Origin of the sequence: Alteromonas marina, from assembly GCF_000808575.1 — a bacterium.
GTDB classification, from domain to species: Bacteria; Pseudomonadota; Gammaproteobacteria; order Enterobacterales; family Alteromonadaceae; genus Alteromonas; species Alteromonas marina_A.
On the sequence record NZ_JWLW01000012.1, the window covers coordinates 288,312 to 304,498 of the forward strand.

Annotated in this window: 14 protein-coding genes; all 14 read right to left on the reverse strand. The window is 45.2% G+C overall.

Annotated elements, in window-relative coordinates:
- Position 1: 1 nt before the first annotated feature.
- Positions 2 to 370: a response regulator gene (locus RJ41_RS06880; RefSeq protein ID WP_014950410.1), complete on the reverse strand. Its 369-nt coding sequence runs from the start codon at positions 368 to 370 to the stop codon at positions 2 to 4.
- Positions 367 to 1,122 carry a ParA family protein gene (locus RJ41_RS06885; protein ID WP_039218618.1) on the reverse strand — a complete coding sequence of 252 codons (756 nt, stop codon included), beginning with the start codon at positions 1,120 to 1,122 and terminating at the stop codon, positions 367 to 369. Before RJ41_RS06885 ends, RJ41_RS06880 begins: the two co-directional genes overlap by 4 nt.
- Entirely contained in the window at positions 1,119 to 1,376 is a 258-nt protein-coding gene (locus RJ41_RS06890; RefSeq protein ID WP_039218621.1) for a hypothetical protein, read from the reverse strand. Before RJ41_RS06890 ends, RJ41_RS06885 begins: the two co-directional genes overlap by 4 nt.
- Positions 1,367 to 3,910 (reverse strand): chemotaxis protein CheA, encoded by a 2,544-nt coding sequence (locus tag RJ41_RS06895; RefSeq protein WP_039218623.1) that lies wholly within the window; start codon positions 3,908 to 3,910, stop codon positions 1,367 to 1,369. The genes RJ41_RS06890 and RJ41_RS06895 overlap by 10 nt, the downstream gene beginning before the upstream one ends.
- On the reverse strand, positions 3,910 to 4,278 hold the full coding sequence (locus RJ41_RS06900) for a response regulator (RefSeq protein ID WP_039218627.1): 369 nt from the start codon (positions 4,276 to 4,278) through the stop codon (positions 3,910 to 3,912). Before RJ41_RS06900 ends, RJ41_RS06895 begins: the two co-directional genes overlap by 1 nt.
- Position 4,279: 1 nt before the next feature.
- The gene (locus RJ41_RS06905; protein ID WP_039218629.1) at positions 4,280 to 5,134 is read right to left on the reverse strand and encodes a CheR family methyltransferase; all 855 of its coding nucleotides are present in this window, start codon (positions 5,132 to 5,134) and stop codon (positions 4,280 to 4,282) included.
- Complete coding sequence (locus RJ41_RS06910) at positions 5,134 to 5,769, reverse strand: HEAT repeat domain-containing protein (protein ID WP_039218631.1); 636 nt, start codon at positions 5,767 to 5,769, stop codon at positions 5,134 to 5,136. The genes RJ41_RS06905 and RJ41_RS06910 overlap by 1 nt, the downstream gene beginning before the upstream one ends.
- A gap of 14 nt (positions 5,770 to 5,783) precedes the next feature.
- Positions 5,784 to 6,821 carry a chemotaxis-specific protein-glutamate methyltransferase CheB gene (gene cheB, locus RJ41_RS06915; protein WP_039218634.1) on the reverse strand — a complete coding sequence of 346 codons (1,038 nt, stop codon included), beginning with the start codon at positions 6,819 to 6,821 and terminating at the stop codon, positions 5,784 to 5,786.
- A gap of 41 nt (positions 6,822 to 6,862) precedes the next feature.
- On the reverse strand, positions 6,863 to 8,410 hold the full coding sequence (locus tag RJ41_RS06920) for a chemotaxis protein CheW (RefSeq protein ID WP_039218638.1): 1,548 nt from the start codon (positions 8,408 to 8,410) through the stop codon (positions 6,863 to 6,865).
- A gap of 29 nt (positions 8,411 to 8,439) precedes the next feature.
- Positions 8,440 to 10,347: a methyl-accepting chemotaxis protein gene (locus RJ41_RS06925; RefSeq protein ID WP_039218641.1), complete on the reverse strand. Its 1,908-nt coding sequence runs from the start codon at positions 10,345 to 10,347 to the stop codon at positions 8,440 to 8,442.
- Between the two features lie 375 nt (positions 10,348 to 10,722).
- Positions 10,723 to 11,103, reverse strand: a complete 381-nt coding sequence (gene mutT / locus RJ41_RS06930) for an 8-oxo-dGTP diphosphatase MutT (RefSeq protein WP_039218646.1) — start codon at positions 11,101 to 11,103, stop codon at positions 10,723 to 10,725.
- Positions 11,103 to 13,811, reverse strand: a complete 2,709-nt coding sequence (gene secA / locus RJ41_RS06935; RefSeq protein ID WP_039218648.1) for a preprotein translocase subunit SecA — start codon at positions 13,809 to 13,811, stop codon at positions 11,103 to 11,105. Before secA ends, mutT begins: the two co-directional genes overlap by 1 nt.
- 181 nt (positions 13,812 to 13,992) lie before the next feature.
- The gene (locus tag RJ41_RS06940) at positions 13,993 to 14,871 is read right to left on the reverse strand and encodes a M23 family metallopeptidase (RefSeq protein WP_039218651.1); all 879 of its coding nucleotides are present in this window, start codon (positions 14,869 to 14,871) and stop codon (positions 13,993 to 13,995) included.
- 208 nt (positions 14,872 to 15,079) lie between these two features.
- Entirely contained in the window at positions 15,080 to 15,991 is a 912-nt protein-coding gene (gene lpxC / locus RJ41_RS06945) for a UDP-3-O-acyl-N-acetylglucosamine deacetylase (RefSeq protein WP_014950423.1), read from the reverse strand.
- Positions 15,992 to 16,187 lie beyond the last annotated feature (196 nt).

The following is a 16,187-nucleotide window of genomic DNA, read 5'->3' on the forward strand; positions in this document are numbered from 1 at the left end:
CTTATGCAGTTGGGACCAACTGCTTTACTACACCTAACAATTGCTCTGGCTCGACGGGTTTAACAAGCCAGCCTGTAGCACCTGCAGCTTTCGCTTCTTCTCGGCGACTTTGCTGCGATTCCGTAGTTAACATCAACATGGGGGTAAACCTAAATTTGGATTGCTGCTTTAATGTTTTTATTAGCTCGATACCATTCATACCTGGCATATTTAGGTCAGTAATAATCAACTTGGGCGATATTGATTCAAGCGCGGTCATAGCCGCTTCAGCACTCTCTGACTTTGTTACCGTATAGCCTGCCCGCTTTAATAGCATTTCCATGCTCATCAGCATTGTTGCTGAATCATCTACTAAGTGTATTGCGCTCATTGCATTACCTCTTGTTTATAGCCAATTAACTGTTTACACAATTCAGTATAGTCCCGCGCTCCTCGACTGTGAGGCGCATAGGCAAATACTGGCTTATTTTTTGCGAATGCTTCGGCTAATGTTATGTTTTTATGTATTGGGTTAAGCACTTTGTTTCGGCCATAGCGGCCATACCAGTTGCTTAATTCTTGGCGGTGTAACTTTAAGTTTTGCTCTACCATTACCGGCAAAATGGTTAAGCTTGTCGCTCTAAACTTGCGCTCTACCATGGCCTTACGACAAGCATTTAACAGTTTTTGAACACCGTCGCTTGCAAGTGGCATTGGCGTAGCAGGTATTATGATATCCGTAGCGGCGGACAGTGCTGCCATTAGCTGTGAGCTTAACGTTGGCGGTGTGTCGATAATAACGATATCAAAATACGTTGATACTTGGTCGCTATCGCACCACAGACGGATAGCGTCTAACGCAATATCGTCGTTGGTGTTTGCGCGTGTAGTGTCGACATTGGTGGCATATATTTTTTCACTACATTTAACAATTGACGTGAAAAAGCCTTTGAGTGGCATGGTAGTAATGACGTTTTGCGACTCAGTGCCAAGGGCCGTCAAGCCTTGCATTACGTGACCTTGATTATCTAAATCCAGAACTAAAACACGGTTGCCATGTTGCGCCAAACCAAAAGCAAGGTTGACCACTGTAGTAGTCTTTGCGGTCCCGCCTTTGCGATTTGCAACCGTGATCACTCTCATTCACACCACACTTTATTGTTGTCTGATTGAAGCATTTCTACTATCCAATATAGTTCTGACGATTCAGGCTGTACACTAACCTTTGGTCGTAAGCACAGTAGCACTTGGAAAACCGCAGTATGTGCCGTTGTTAACGTCTTCAAGTTCAACTGTCGCGAGGCATCCTCTGTCAGCCAACTAAATAAGGTTTCAGCCTCTTCAATTTCACAATGCCCGGTAAGCACTGCTACTTTTTTCTTGTACGTTACAGGCATGTGGATAAAACCTCCTGCACATTAATTATGAGTAATACCCTTCCATCTCCAAGCAATGCTGTACCAGAGAAATGGGAGTAGCCAGCAAGGACGCCTTCAAGTGGTTTCTGAATAACGTCAATACCTTCATGAAACTTATCAATAATAAGCCCAAACTCGCCCTGCGGCGTTGACACCACTAATATCGAGTGTTCCTCTTTACCGCCGTCAGGCTCGAACCCGAGCGCATCTCGCAAATTACAAAGCGGTATTAATTTATCCCGTATCACCAGCACGTTTTCATTGCGAATTCGCTGAATGTCCTGTGTAGGAACTTTCACTGTCTCTACTACCGCATCCATACTTACGCCAAACATTTGGTCGTTTACTTCAAACATCATGACGCGATTCACTGACATTGTCTGAGGAAGAAGCAGCTTGAACGTAGAGCCTACGCCAACCTCACTCTGCATTTCTATAGTACCGCCAGCTTGACTTACCATGGTTTTTACTGCATCCATGCCCACCCCACGGCCGGACAAATCCGACACTTGTTCACTGGTAGAAAACCCTGCGGCGAAAATCAGCTGAAGTGCCTCGTTATCGTCTATGCTCTCAAGCTGAGACTCTGTTATTACGCCTTTCTGAAAAGCGAGAAGCTTAATTTTATGGGGGTCAATGCCCTTGCCATCGTCACGTATTTCAATAATGACACTGTCATCAAGGGGAGTAGCGATTAAATCAATACGCCCAGTTTCTGGCTTGCCCGCCTCTATTCTGTCTTCGGGCGATTCAATACCATGATCAATGCTATTGCGCAGTAGATGAATGAGAGGCTCAGATAACGACTCAATTAAATTTTTATCGAACTCGGTGTCTTCACCCTGCATACAAAGTTCGATTTTCTTGTCGAGTTTTCTCGATAAATCTCTGACCAACCTTGGATAGCGCTGAAAAACATGAGAAACCGGCACCATTCGTATCTGCAGTACTGCGCTTTGTAATGATTCCGTTAAACGGTTAACAATTGAAAAATGCGCTTTTATCTGTTTGCTCAGCCTTTTACTTCCACCTTCTTCCTCAGCTTGCTTTGCCAAGTAAGGAAGTGAATTTTTTGCAACCGTTAGCTCGCCTACTATGTCCATTAAATAGTCAATTTTGCTTTGATCGACTTTGAGCATCTTGACGGCTTGTCGTTCAGCTTTAGCCGGTTGAGAAGCCTCTTCTTCTGCTGTCTGCGTCTCTGATTCGTTTGTTGCGTTGGTGGTTTCAACAACATCCTGTATTTCAGGTATGTCGTTTTGCACGTCTTCTAACGCCGCATTAATTGCACTTATTAGTTCTGCTTCATTACTGAATGTTTGCTTTAATACATTGCCAACAAGTATGGAAATTGAGGGAAACATAAACTCTGCGCTATAGCCTTCAGAGCTCATCAGTGCTAATTGTTGCGTTAATAACTCTTTTTCATGTGGTAACAAGCCCTCTTTACTATGCTCATCAGCACCGCTGGCTGGAGCGTCCGCAGAGTCATCTGGGCCGCCGACCTGTTTGTGGTCATCCAAAAACGTAAGATCGATATCAGATGATAAAAATGACAACACCGCTTTTATTGGCATAGCGTGTGTTTGCGACGCTACCAAAAGCCCAGCGGTCGACTGCAGCGTATTGGTATCACCAGTCTCACGAGCCGTTTTTAAAGCGTCATTTAGCGCTTCATCATTAAGCTGCGCTACGCTGTCGAGGATCTTGTCTTTACAGCGATATTTAAGCGCCTGCTGAGTAAGCTTATGTAGTGTATACTGGCCTTCATAGTAGGCCATATGCGTCACAACGGCGTCTTCGCTCGCCTCGCCAAGGGCCGTTATTTTTAAGACACATTGATAAACATCTGCATCGGCGGCCATCGCGGGCGCGTTAATTTCGAAAGCGCGTAAACCCGGCAGCGCCAGTGCAACATTCACCGGGTCCTCACCGCGAAAAAAGCAACCTTCATCAGGCGTATATTCAATCACATACAGATCCGATGACGCGCTTTTAGACAATAACGCAATATCCGCATTGACATCGAACGCATCAAGCGCAGAAGCTACTGAATCAACGATTTCGTTGGTGCTGCTATTAGCCTGAGCGGCAGGTGTTTGTTCAGTGGTATTGGCACCAGCTTGAGACGGGTCAATGAAGGCTCTAAGCTGCGCACCTAAATCGGTAGAGATGGGTTGCCATTCAGCAAGATTTTGAGTTCCGTTTTCCAGCTCATCAAACCACATAGATATTTGATCTAATGCCTCAAGAAGCAGATCACCAATCTCGTCGTTGTAATCAACCTCTTTCGCTCGCACGCTGTCTAGCAAGTCTTCCGCAGCATGAGCCAAACGGGTTAGTGGTTTTATATCAAATAAGTCTGACGAACCCTTGATCGTGTGTAAATCTCTGAAGATTTTGTCCACTTTGTCCGATGATGGGCCAGAAGCCTGGATCTCAATAAGCTCTTGGCTTGCAGACTCGAGGTTCTCGCGAGACTCACCGATAAATACGTCGAGTAGTTCACTCATTAGCTACCTCCCAAAACCGCGCTAACCACAGACTTAAGTGAGTCTGCGTCCACAGGCTTTGTCATGTAGAAATTTGCACCGCATTGATAGGCTCGCTGCGCGTCTTGAGTCGCAGACTCTGTACTTATCATGATGATGGGAACAGCGCGCAAAAGCTCGTTTTGCCGTATTTCTTTACAGAGTCGGTAACCGTCCATTTTCGGCATGTTTACATCGACCAAAAACAAATCGATGGGTGTGCCAATGGCTTTCTCCAGCGCTTCCACACCATTTTCAGCTTCTTCTACGACACGGTCGTCAGAAGATACCAACATTTTATGAAACATTCTGACTGTAGACGCATCGTCAACTATCATTACTGTTTTCATGTTACGCCCCTCCTGCAAGTGGCTTTTGGTAGGCAATAACATCACCGAACTTACGCACTTTAAACATAGACGATATTCGGCTCATCGACTCACTATGCCCTAGAAAGATGTAGCCACCTGGTTTCATCGCATCAAATAATACATGTGCTGCTTTTTTGCGCGATTCATCGTCAAAATAAATGAGCAGATTTCGGCAAAAGACCAAGTCGAAATGTCGAAACCCCTTCATGTTTGTACCTGATAGAATGTTGGCTAGCGAAAATGACACCGATTCTCTTATGTCGTCGCATAGCTGAAATTGGCCGTTGGTCTCTATGAAGTACTTTTTTACCAACGCGGTAGGAATGTTCTGCACCGAGCGCTTTGAATAAAGCCCTTTTTTAGCAGACGCTAGAACATTGCTGTCAATATCTGAGGACGTAATCTCTACATCTCGATGCGCTAGCCCTTTCCAGTTTTCTATAAGGTGAATAGCAATCGAGTAGGGCTCTTCGCCCGTGCTTGAAGGCACCGACCAAATCCGTAAGTCTTCTCCAGAAGGGCGATAACTATCGAGTTCATCCATGATGTAGCGTGTCATTGCATCAAATTGGTATTCTTCGCGGAAAAAGTAGGTTTCATTCACTGTCATTGCGTTGACTAGGTTCTGAAACTCTTCACCCGACGCTTGGAACCGCATAAAGGTAAAATAGCTTTTGAAGTTAGTGTGCCCCGTAGCTTTCATTCGCTCGTGTAGACGTTTATCAACAAAATAACGTTTAGAGTTTTCAAAATGGATCCCGGTTTTTCGGTAAAACATCGACCGAAAGCGCTCGAAATCAGCAGCGGCTATTTTTTCCAACGTTGCTGTAGTCATTACGCACTCCCTAATTGATTTCGAATTAGGCTAATGACAAAAGAAATGTAGGCATGATCAGGAAAACGGCTTTCTACAGTTTGCAAAATGTCATAGGTAGAGCTATCCGACACCTCTGCAAGCTTGTCTAAAGCGGTACCCACAACATTTTCATTGTCGTCATTAAGTGCAATGTGATGCAGCCAATTTAACGCATCGGGGTGTGCTACCGCGCCAATAATGTCAACACAAAAAATACGCGTATCAGGGTCATCGTCCTGCATAAGTTTATGCACGTTGTGTGCGAACAAATCAGGGTTTTGCTGCATAAGTTCAATTGCGCCGTTACGCAACTGTACTTGTTCACTTTTCAACATGCCTATCAGCTGAGATGCATCGACATCCGTCATATTGTGCTCAAGAGCACTAAATAATGCTTCGATAACTGTAGGATCATTTTCTGTGGGTAGTCGTTCTAAAAAGACCTTGTGCGCATTCTCTTCATCACGCAAATCCCGGACTGCCCAACGTCTTACGCTGCTGTCTGGTGAAGCTAAATCGGCTACTAGCTGCTCTGGCGTTCGCTCAGCACTGCGCTTTTCTTCTTGTTGAATTACTGTGTCGTCACTGGCATTTGATTTCTTTTTTAAACCCATAACAATTGCTCCTGTTATCGACAAAGTGCATTCAACTTTGACACTATTTTAGGACTGTCTAATACATGACTGGCGCAGCCGGCCTCTATTAGTTCTTTTGGCATACCAAATACAACAGATGTTGCTTCACTCTCAGCAATCGTTGTAGCACCACCTTTGTATGCTTTGCTCATTGCAGCGACACCATCGCTGCCCATTCCAGTTAGCTGTACACACAGCATGGCGAGTGGCTCATAACAATTAAGTGCACTATCAACCATACGATCGACACTGGGATGCCACAAAAAGCTAGGGCTCGCTGGTACGGGTCGAACGTGAATATCCGCACCCGCTTTAGCAAAAGCTAAATCAGCATCGCCCTTCGCTAAGTAGATTTTGCCCGCTTCAAGAACCATTCTTGAGTCAACTTCGACAACATTTAGTGGGCTTAATCCATCGAGTCGCTTGGCCAATGCTTGGGTAAACGAAGCAGGCATATGCTGTGATATCACAATGGGTACTGGAAATGTGGGTGAAATATTGGTTACCAGGTGCTCCAGTTTCCTCGGTCCTCCGGTCGAGACCCCTATCATTACAATTTCAAAGGGCGTACTTTTATTATTTCTTACTACACGCTGCTTCACGACGGGGGGCGCTTTGATAGTGGGGCGCTGTGCCCTTCCCGTCTTTGCTAACGCATTTATTTTGTTGATTAACGGCGTTTCTATGTCAGAAATGTCTCGGCTAACAGTGCCCCCTGTTTTCAGTACAAAGTCACTGGCGCCTAATGCTAATGCTTCAAGAGTAATAGCCGCACCTTTTTGCGTTAGCGAAGAAACCATAATAGTAGGACATGGATATAGTTTTCTTAATAAAGCCAAACATGTCATACCGTCCATCACAGGCATGTTAATATCAAGCGTAATACAATCGGGCTTAAACTCTACCGCTTTAGAAAGCGCTTCTTCACCGTTTCTTGCAACCTGGACTGTAAACCCCTCTTTTTCAAACAATTGAGTAAAGAGTTTGCGCATTAACGCAGAGTCGTCCACCGCAAGGACCTTTACCGACATAGCATCTCCTATTAATTAACCAAGTAAGATAGCCTAGGCAGCTAGCACTGCGTTTGCGCTTGAGCCACAGCGTTGTCATTTAATAAAACATTCGGCTCTATAATTTGAATAATGCGCTTTTCATCGTTTAATTTTATTAATCGACTTAAAAATTCAGACTGCATTTCTGACAAAGAAGGCGCTGTTTCAATGGTTTGCTTGACCACAGTTTTTACCTCTGCTACGCCATCAACAATGAAGCCAGTGCGCTGTTTATCCTTCGTTAACACAACAATTCGCTGACGTTCAGATGATTCACTGCTTGGAATGCCTAGACGACTTCTTAAGTCGATGACAGGCAGCACCGTACCGCGCAGATTTACAATCCCTTTTAAATAATCAGGGGTACTTGGAATGCTCTCTAGCTTTTCAGGTACTCGGGTTATTTCTTGGGTATCATCAATGCTTACGCCATATTCCTGACCATTAATCCAGAATATGACGTATTGCTCGCAATCATCTTCATTGATGGCGGCATCGTTATTCTCGCTCATCTGCGACTCCTGCTTTATATCTTCATCCAGCGAACTCAACGCTGTCATAAGCGCTCGGCTGTAGACATTGGTTAAATTAATTATCGAGACAAGTCGCTTGCCGCCATCGCTTCTGTACACTGACTCAAGAATCCCTGACTCAGCGCCGTCATTGCAGACAGAAGGCACGGCCTCTAGCTCGCTTTCAGAAATGGAAACCACATTGCTCACTTTGGCAACAACAAACCCTACGCTGCCGAACTCGCTGTTCTGAGCGATAACAATACGTGAGGCCTCATTAATTTCCGTATGGACCATGCCAATGCAGTTTGCTAAATCAACGATGGGAATTATTCGACCTCGCAAATTCACTAGCCCTAGCACTGATGGTGCACTTTCTGGAAGCTGGGAAATTTCATTGGGTACACGAACAATTTCTTCTACATCTTGTAAATGAAATGCGAACTCTTGATCTTCAAGAGAAAAGCAAACCAGTTGCTGAAGGCTGTGGTCATCTGATTCAACAATCTCGTCGTCGCTGTCAATATGATGCATTCCCGACAGCTGCATCGTATTGCCATCCTGCTTTGTTACCGCTTGTGCTCTAGCCAAAGACGATACATCGAGTATTTGTTCTACCGGCTGGTCATCTTGCTTGATAATGCCCTGCATGTATTCATAGGCGATAGATTCGGTCATCGATTTTTTATCAATTACCGTGTCATTGGGCACCCCAAAGACTTTCAGTACCCTGTCAACCATAAATCCGACGCTACCGAGTTCCGATTCTACAACTACCACGCGAGTCACATCGGTAATTTGTGAGCTTACACCCAACAGAATCATGCTTAGATCGTATACAGGTAAAACATTACCTCTTAGGTTGGCTAACCCAATCATTTGAGCAGGTCCAAGTGGCACTGACACTACGGTAGGAACACGTATTATTTCGCCTACAGAGTGCATAGGAAAGGTAAAACGCTCTTCATTCACAAGAAAGGAAACGAATTGCTGTTCACCGTCACTCTTGTCGTCCTGAAAATTTTCAGGACTTTCTACATTTGAAACATCAGTCATAAGAAAGACTCCTCTGACAAGGTGAACCGTTAGCCGTTTTGCATTTCATCTGCTACCGAGGCAATTTCTTCGATAGATTTTGCAAGGATCTCCATGCCTTTACTCTGTTGCTCAGCTGCATTGAGTGCTTGCTGACAGTTGCTGCTTGCCTGCTCGTTGGCGGCTGCAATCTGCTCAAGGCCTTTTTGCGCTTGTGTAACACCTGCGGCAATTTCCTCACCCCGGTCTTTCATGGCTTGGTTGTACTCCACCACCTCAGAGATATCGACTGCTATCTTTTCTACGTCTTTGGTTGTTTGTACTGCCTTCATCACTTCTCGTGATGCACTCTCGGCTACGTTGGTAAGGTCGGTTTTTACACTCACTGTTTGATCTTGAATGGCTTTGATGAGGTCTTTTATTTGTTCCACATTTTCAGCTGCTTCGTCGGCTAAACTTTGAATGTCAGCTGAAACAACCGCAAATCCTTTACCGTATTCACCCGCTCTTGCCGCTTCGACTGCGCCATTCACCGCCAGCATGCTGGTTTTAACCGAAACGGTTGTGATGGTGTCAATGACCTTGTCGATTTGACGTGTCATGGTTTCCATTTCATTAATGGCGCTTACGTTCTCTTTACTCGTTTCAAGAGCCAAGTTAATGCCACTTACCATGCCTTCGATAAGCGCGCGGTTCTCTTTCAAGAGTTCCTTTATTGCATTACCTTTCTCTAGAGCTACATCGCACTGAGACGACGCCTTATCAACGCCCTCACGCAATAAGTCAATATTACCAACAGCTTGGTCTACCGAACTCGCTGCTTGTTGCGACCCGTTGTTGACCTGTGTAAGAGCAGTCATTATTTCGCCAGATGAGCGATTAATCTCTTCTAGTGTCGCTGATAATTCTTCTGCAGAGGACGCGACCTCTTCTGCACTTTTATTAATATCAGTACTGTTTTTAAGCTCTTCGGTTATAAGTTCGAGCGACTGCGCAGCTTGTTCCGCCTGCGATAATGCAACGCTCTGCTCAGATACGTTGGAAGATACTTCTTGCGCTGCCGTAGATTGTTCATCTGCTGCGCAAGAGATGGCTTCTGAACCTTGCTGAATTTCTTTGGCTGCGGCATCCATGGATTTAACTTGCGCTTGTAGCTCATCCGCGCCATCTGCAATCGACTTCATATCATCTTTGATAGTGACTAACTGCTCGGTGACAGCCTCACCTTTTGTTACTTCCTCGAGTGCGGCTTCGGAAGACGACTTAACTGCATCGGATACTCGGTTTGATTGTTCCTGAATTTTTTCGATTTGCTTGGCAATGTCAGCGGCGCTTTTGTCAGACACTTCCGCAAGAGCACGAACCGTGTCAGCCACTACAGCAAAACCTTTACCATGTTTACCGGCTCGGCCGGCTTCGATAGCAGCATTAAGGGCGAGAAGATTGGTTTGATCAGCAATACGAGTGACTTGTTTAACAGCCTCGCCAATGTTAGATGCTTGTTGTTCTAACTCGCTCATCATCACGACCGAACGCGATTGGTGTTCTGAAGCAGTCTTAACACTGGTCATCATGGTGCCTAGATCTCCGACCACGCGTTCCAAATACGTTTGAAGCTCATTAGTTTTATCCATGGTTGCGCCCGCTAACTCAAGCTGCGCAACTAGGCCGCCCGATATTTGCGTTACAGCCGCTAAACTTTCTTGGCTGGCACTGCTTGATTCCTCAGCCCCCGCCGCTATCTCGTTTACCGCGGTTGACAATTGGTCGGTAGCACTGGAAGCTTGATTTACACCGCTGACTAGTTCAGTCGTAGCCGACGCTACGCGCTCCGCGGCTTGCTGTTGCCTTGCCAGCGTTCGAGCTTTTCGGCGCTGCTCTTCAGCTTCTTTTCTCATTTTCGCATCCACTTGAACGGTGGGTGCAGCGACTGGGTCTGATGTTTTTTTGAGCGCCATAATTAACCTCGATATGTAAACGGCTGGTAATGCACGAATTAAATATCGGTTAAAGTTCGCCCCCTTTAAGTATAAACTCGAATACGTTTATATGAATATAAGTACCCAACGCAACCGCTTACACCTGCCAACCACAAAATGTCACCAATGTCATAAATGACACTAATAACTATTACTGTATAAAAACAAAAGCTTATATAACAGAAGGTGTGCAAGGCGAGAATGGCAATTTTGTCAAAGTACAAAAGTCTAAGAACCTGGTAAGAGGCATGATTTTTTTTCGAAAAGAAAATGTTTGAAAATGAGTAGTTTATACTTAGGTATAATAAAAAAGCGGCCATTGGCCGCTTTGGTTTGTTGCTATTTAGATCGCATTCACTGCAGTGCACTAATGATAGGAACGTTAGCTGCCGGAAAGTCTGCTGCGTTAAGCGCCTGCACGTTCACCCATTGAGACTGCTGTCCCTCTTTACCATGAGGTTCTCCAGCAAAGTCATAGACACGATGAACATCTAGTTTAACTTGCTTGTCGCCGTAATCATGGGTTATCACTATTACCGGCTCGCTGCGGTTCACAATAATCCCAACTTCTTCAGCAAGCTCTCGCTTCAGCGCCTGTAGAACGGTCTCACCCTCTTCTACTTTGCCGCCAGGAAATTCCCATTTTCCGCCCTGATGAACATTGTCAGGGCGAAGAGTAATGAATATTTCATCGCCGCGGGCGATAACGCCCACGGCAACGTGTACCACTTTCATTACTTAAGCTTGCCGTGACACTGCTTATACTTTTTACCCGAGCCACAAGGACATGGGTCGTTACGGCCTACTTTCGCACCTTCGCGAACTTGTGTACGTACTTTGTCACTTGCCTCTTCTGGCGTTGCGTTCGCTTCTTCATGCTCGAAGTTCTTAGGCACATCGTCAGCTTGACGACGCTGTTCTTCTACTTTTTGCACGTCTTCTTCAGCTTGTACTTTTACACGCGCAAGAATAGTGATCACTTCAACTTTAAGCGCTTCTAACATTTGTGAGAACAAGGCAAACGACTCACGCTTGTATTCTTGCTTAGGATTTTTCTGCGCATAGCCGCGTAAATGAATACCTTGGCGCAGGTGATCCATTGCCGCCAAATGCTCTTTCCAATGGCTGTCTAGGTTTTGTAGCATTACCGCTTTTTCAAACTGGCGCAGTACCTGCTCACCCACTACCGCTTCTTTCTGCTTGTAGGCATCAACGACTTCACCAAGAATGCGCTCTCGAAGCTTCTCTTCGTAAAGTTTGTCGTCATTTTCAAGCCAGGTCTTGATTGGTAAGTCTACGGCGAAATCGGCACGCATGCGCTCTTCAAGTCCGCTTACATCCCACATTTCTTCAAGAGACTGTGGCGGAATGTACTCATCGACAACACTTGAAATAACATCTTCACGAATAGCTGCGATAGTCTCGCTAATATCACCTTCATCAAGAAGTTCATTACGCTGTTCGTAAATAACTTTACGCTGGTCGTTAGCCACATCATCGTATTCAAGCAACTGCTTACGAATGTCGAAGTTACGACCTTCTACTTTTCGCTGTGCATTTTCAATGGCGCGAGTTACCCACGGATGCTCAATGGCTTCACCGCGCTCCATGCCCAAACGCTTCATCATGTTGCCCATTTTTTCAGAGGCAAAGATACGCATAAGTGCGTCGTCTAATGAAAGGTAGAAACGGCTTGAACCCGGGTCACCCTGACGGCCCGAACGACCGCGAAGCTGGTTATCAATACGGCGAGACTCGTGACGCTCTGTACCAATAATGTGTAAACCACCTGAGGCAAGCACAGCGTCATGGCTTTCTTTCCATTCAGCTTTGATCTTCTCGATTTGCGCGTCAGTTGGATTTTCAATCTTCTCTACTTCTGCCTGCCAGTTACCACCTAACACGATATCGGTACCACGACCTGCCATGTTAGTCGCAATCGTAACAGCGCCTGGCTTACCAGCCTGAGCAACGATATCTGCTTCGTGTTCGTGGAACTTAGCGTTTAGTACCTTGTGAGGAATTTTCGACTTCTTAAGAATGCGAGAAATGAGTTCTGAATTCTCGATAGATACTGTACCTACAAGCGTAGGTTGACCGCGTTTAACGCACTCTTTAATGTCTTCAACAATGGCTTCGTATTTTTCTTCTGCCGTTAGGTAGATGAGGTCAGCCATATCTTTACGCTGCATAGGACGGTTTGTCGGAATAACTACCGTTTCTAAGCCGTAAATATGGTTAAATTCGAAGGCTTCTGTATCTGCTGTACCTGTCATACCCGCAAGCTTGTTATACAAGCGGAAGTAATTCTGGAAGGTAATTGACGCAAGGGTTTGGTTTTCGTTTTGAATACGAACCCCTTCTTTCGCTTCTACAGCTTGGTGCAGACCTTCAGACCAGCGACGGCCTTCCATCGTACGACCCGTATGCTCGTCAACAATAACGATTTGATCTTCTTTAACGATGTAGTCTACGTCTTTAGCAAACAACTTGTGTGCACGAAGCGCAGCGTTAATATGATGAAGTAGTGAAATATTACCTGCAGCAAACAGCGACTCGCCTTCAGGTAGCATGCCCTCTTGTTGAAGAATTTCCTCAACGTGAATTTGACCGCGCTCGGTAAGATGAATTTGTTTTGCCTTAAGGTCAATCGTGTAGTCACCATCGCCCTCTTGACCTTCTTCATCTTCTTTTTCTTGCTGAACAAGTTTAGGAATAATGGTGTTGATACGGCGATACAGCTCTGAGCTATCTTCAGCCTGACCAGAAATAATAAGTGGTGTACGGGCTTCGTCGATAAGAATTGAGTCAACTTCATCCACTACCGCATAGTTAAGCGGGCGCTGTACGCGATCTTGTGGGCTAAATGCCATATTGTCACGAAGGTAGTCAAAACCAAATTCGTTGTTCGTACCATAGGTTACGTCAGCTTGATAAGCTTCACGCTTTTGCTGCGGCGACATACCAGGCACGTTACAGCCAACGCGCATACCTAGGTATGTAAATAACTGGTTACTCCACTCAGCATCACGACGTGCAAGGTAATCGTTCACAGTAACAACGTGAACTCCTTTGCCAGACAAAGCATTAAGGTAAGTTGGCAAGGTAGCAGTAAGCGTCTTACCTTCACCCGTGCGCATTTCTGAAATTTTACCTTGGTGAAGTACTTGACCGCCTAGCATCTGCACGTCGAAGTGACGCATACCGTAAACCCGTTTACTTGCTTCACGCACGGTAGCGAAGGCTTCTACAAGAATATCGTCAAGGGTTTCACCCTTTTCAATGCGCGCTTTAAATTCGTCTGTCTTAGCCTTTAGCGCCTCATCGGAAAGCTTTTCAAATTCTGCTTCCAGTGCATTGATGGCATCTACGTTTTTGCGTAATTTTTTTAATAGTCGGTCGTTTCTGCTACCGAATACTTTTCGAAGGATGCTTGAAAACATTAGCTTTATTATTCCACTACTTGTCGAGGCGCCGCACAATGTGCACAGCTAAATTAAACGTATAAAACACAACGGTAACCACGTTGTGTTTTGCGATGTTCTAAAATTATGCTTCTTCGTTTTAGGTGACTTTTAATAAATAAAGGCACCGTCTACGAGAATTACCTGGCTGCTACCTATGCTACTTTTTGTAGACAAAAGGCAGAGGATCGACTTGTTTTCCGTTTCTTATTACTTCGTAGTGAACATGAACGCCCGTAGAGCGCCCCGTATTGCCCATTTTCGCGATAGGTTCCCCTTTAGTTACCACATCGCCTATTGAAACAGTAAGGGTGTCGTTATGCCCATAGCGGGTAACATAGCCATCACCGTGATCAATTTCTACTAGTTGGCCATAGCCGTAGCGCTCTCCTGCCCAGGTAACAATACCTGCAGCAGTTGCCACCACGTTTTCCCCAGCTTTACCTGCGAAGTCCAACCCTTTATGCATGGTTGGTTCGCCGGTAAACGGGTCGGCCCGCATACCATAATAAGAAGACAACCACCCTGACTTTATCGGACGACCAGATAATTGGCTCTGTTCGTTGATATGGTGACCCCTGACCAAACTTTCAAGCATAGACAACTGTTGAGACTTTAAATCGAGTGATTGCTCTAGTTTGGCTATTTCGTGAAGGATGGGATCGTCTTGAAGGTTATCCGGTATCGATACCGGTACGAAAGCGTCCAGGTCAGTCGCTGACATACCTAATTCTGTTGCAATTTGCTTACCTTTCTCGTCCAGCAGGGTAGCTTGCGCAGATAGCTCTGCAACGTGAGAAAGCAAAGCTTTTAATTTTATTGTGGTTTGCTGTTTTAGCGCTTCAACGTCTTTCTGTTTTTCGCTGACTTCAGTTTGCGCTAAACGAACACGAGCAACATCTTCAGAGACCGATTCTGTTGACCGGCTCGACACTAGCATAAAAATAGACGAGAGCACGGTTGCGCTCACGAGCGTACGGACACTAATACTGTGTCTGTAGCGTTTATTTTTACCTGCAAGTGTAATTGTTAGTTTCATACCACGAAGAATGTTGCTTTTTCACGCCACTTTTTTTCATACCACTTCATACCACGATGAATGTGTTTTTAGCCAAAGGCGACAACCTTCGACCTATAGTTTTTATGTCACATGGGTGAAATTTATATTAATTATTCGGCTACTGTATCATTTATTTCAGTAATTGCCATATGAAAAAAAGCCGCCCGTTAGGCGGCTTTTCAAATTTTTACGCTAACGCGGGTTGAGCATAACGAATTGGTGCCGTTTCCTGCGAGTCGTAGGTCACGAACTCCCAACACTCCTTTTGCGCAAGTACTGCGTTTAATAGCTTATTGTTCAGACCATGGCCTGTTTTGTACGCACGCAATTCACCAATTAGACTGTGGCCGCCAAGGTACAAGTCACCAATAGCATCCAAAATCTTGTGCTTTAAGAATTCATCGTCGTAACGTAACCCTTCAGGATTAAGCACGCGGAATTCGTCTAGCGCTACAGCATTTTCCATGCTGCCACCTAACGCTAGGTTGTTAGCGTTCATATACTCTAAGTCACGCATAAAGCCGAAGGTACGGGCACGACTTACTTCGTTCACATATGAGCATGAATCAAAATCCATCACCATATGCTGACGAGTTTGACTGATCACAGGATGATCAAAGTCAATTTGGAAATCAACGCGGAAACCATCATAAGGCACTAATTCGGCCCACTTATCGCCATCTTCTACACGAACTGGCTTTTTAATACGAATAAATTGCTTAGGCGCGTTTAGCTCTTCGATACCGGCAGATTGAAGTAAGAATACGAACGGGCTAGCACTTCCGTCCATAATTGGCAGCTCGTTACTGTCTACTTCAACAATAATGTTATCGATACCTAAACCTGCAAGTGCAGACGCTAAGTGCTCTACCGTTTGGATAGTTACACCGTCTTCGTTGTTCAGGCACGTACACAGCATGGTATTACCTACCGCGTTCGCACGCGAAGGTATGTCAACATGTGGTTCAAGGTCAACACGCCTAAACACGATACCCGTGTTTGCTGGCGCAGGTCGGAGAGTCATTGTGACCTTTTCCCCTTTATGAAGCCCAATTCCGGTCTCTTGTACCGATTGCTTGATTGTACGTTGTCTAATCATCTGCTTAAGCTTTTACCTATTAAAAAAGCGGGCGCGAATTATAGTGAGTTATTACTCACATGTCAAAAAACACCCGATCTGACGGATTTAACTCTGTCAGATTACGTATTTAATCAACCTATCCACGCGAAATTTTTCACGTTGTGTAAATACACCTTACTAGGTAAGACATCACAAACGCAAAATAATTCCCTTC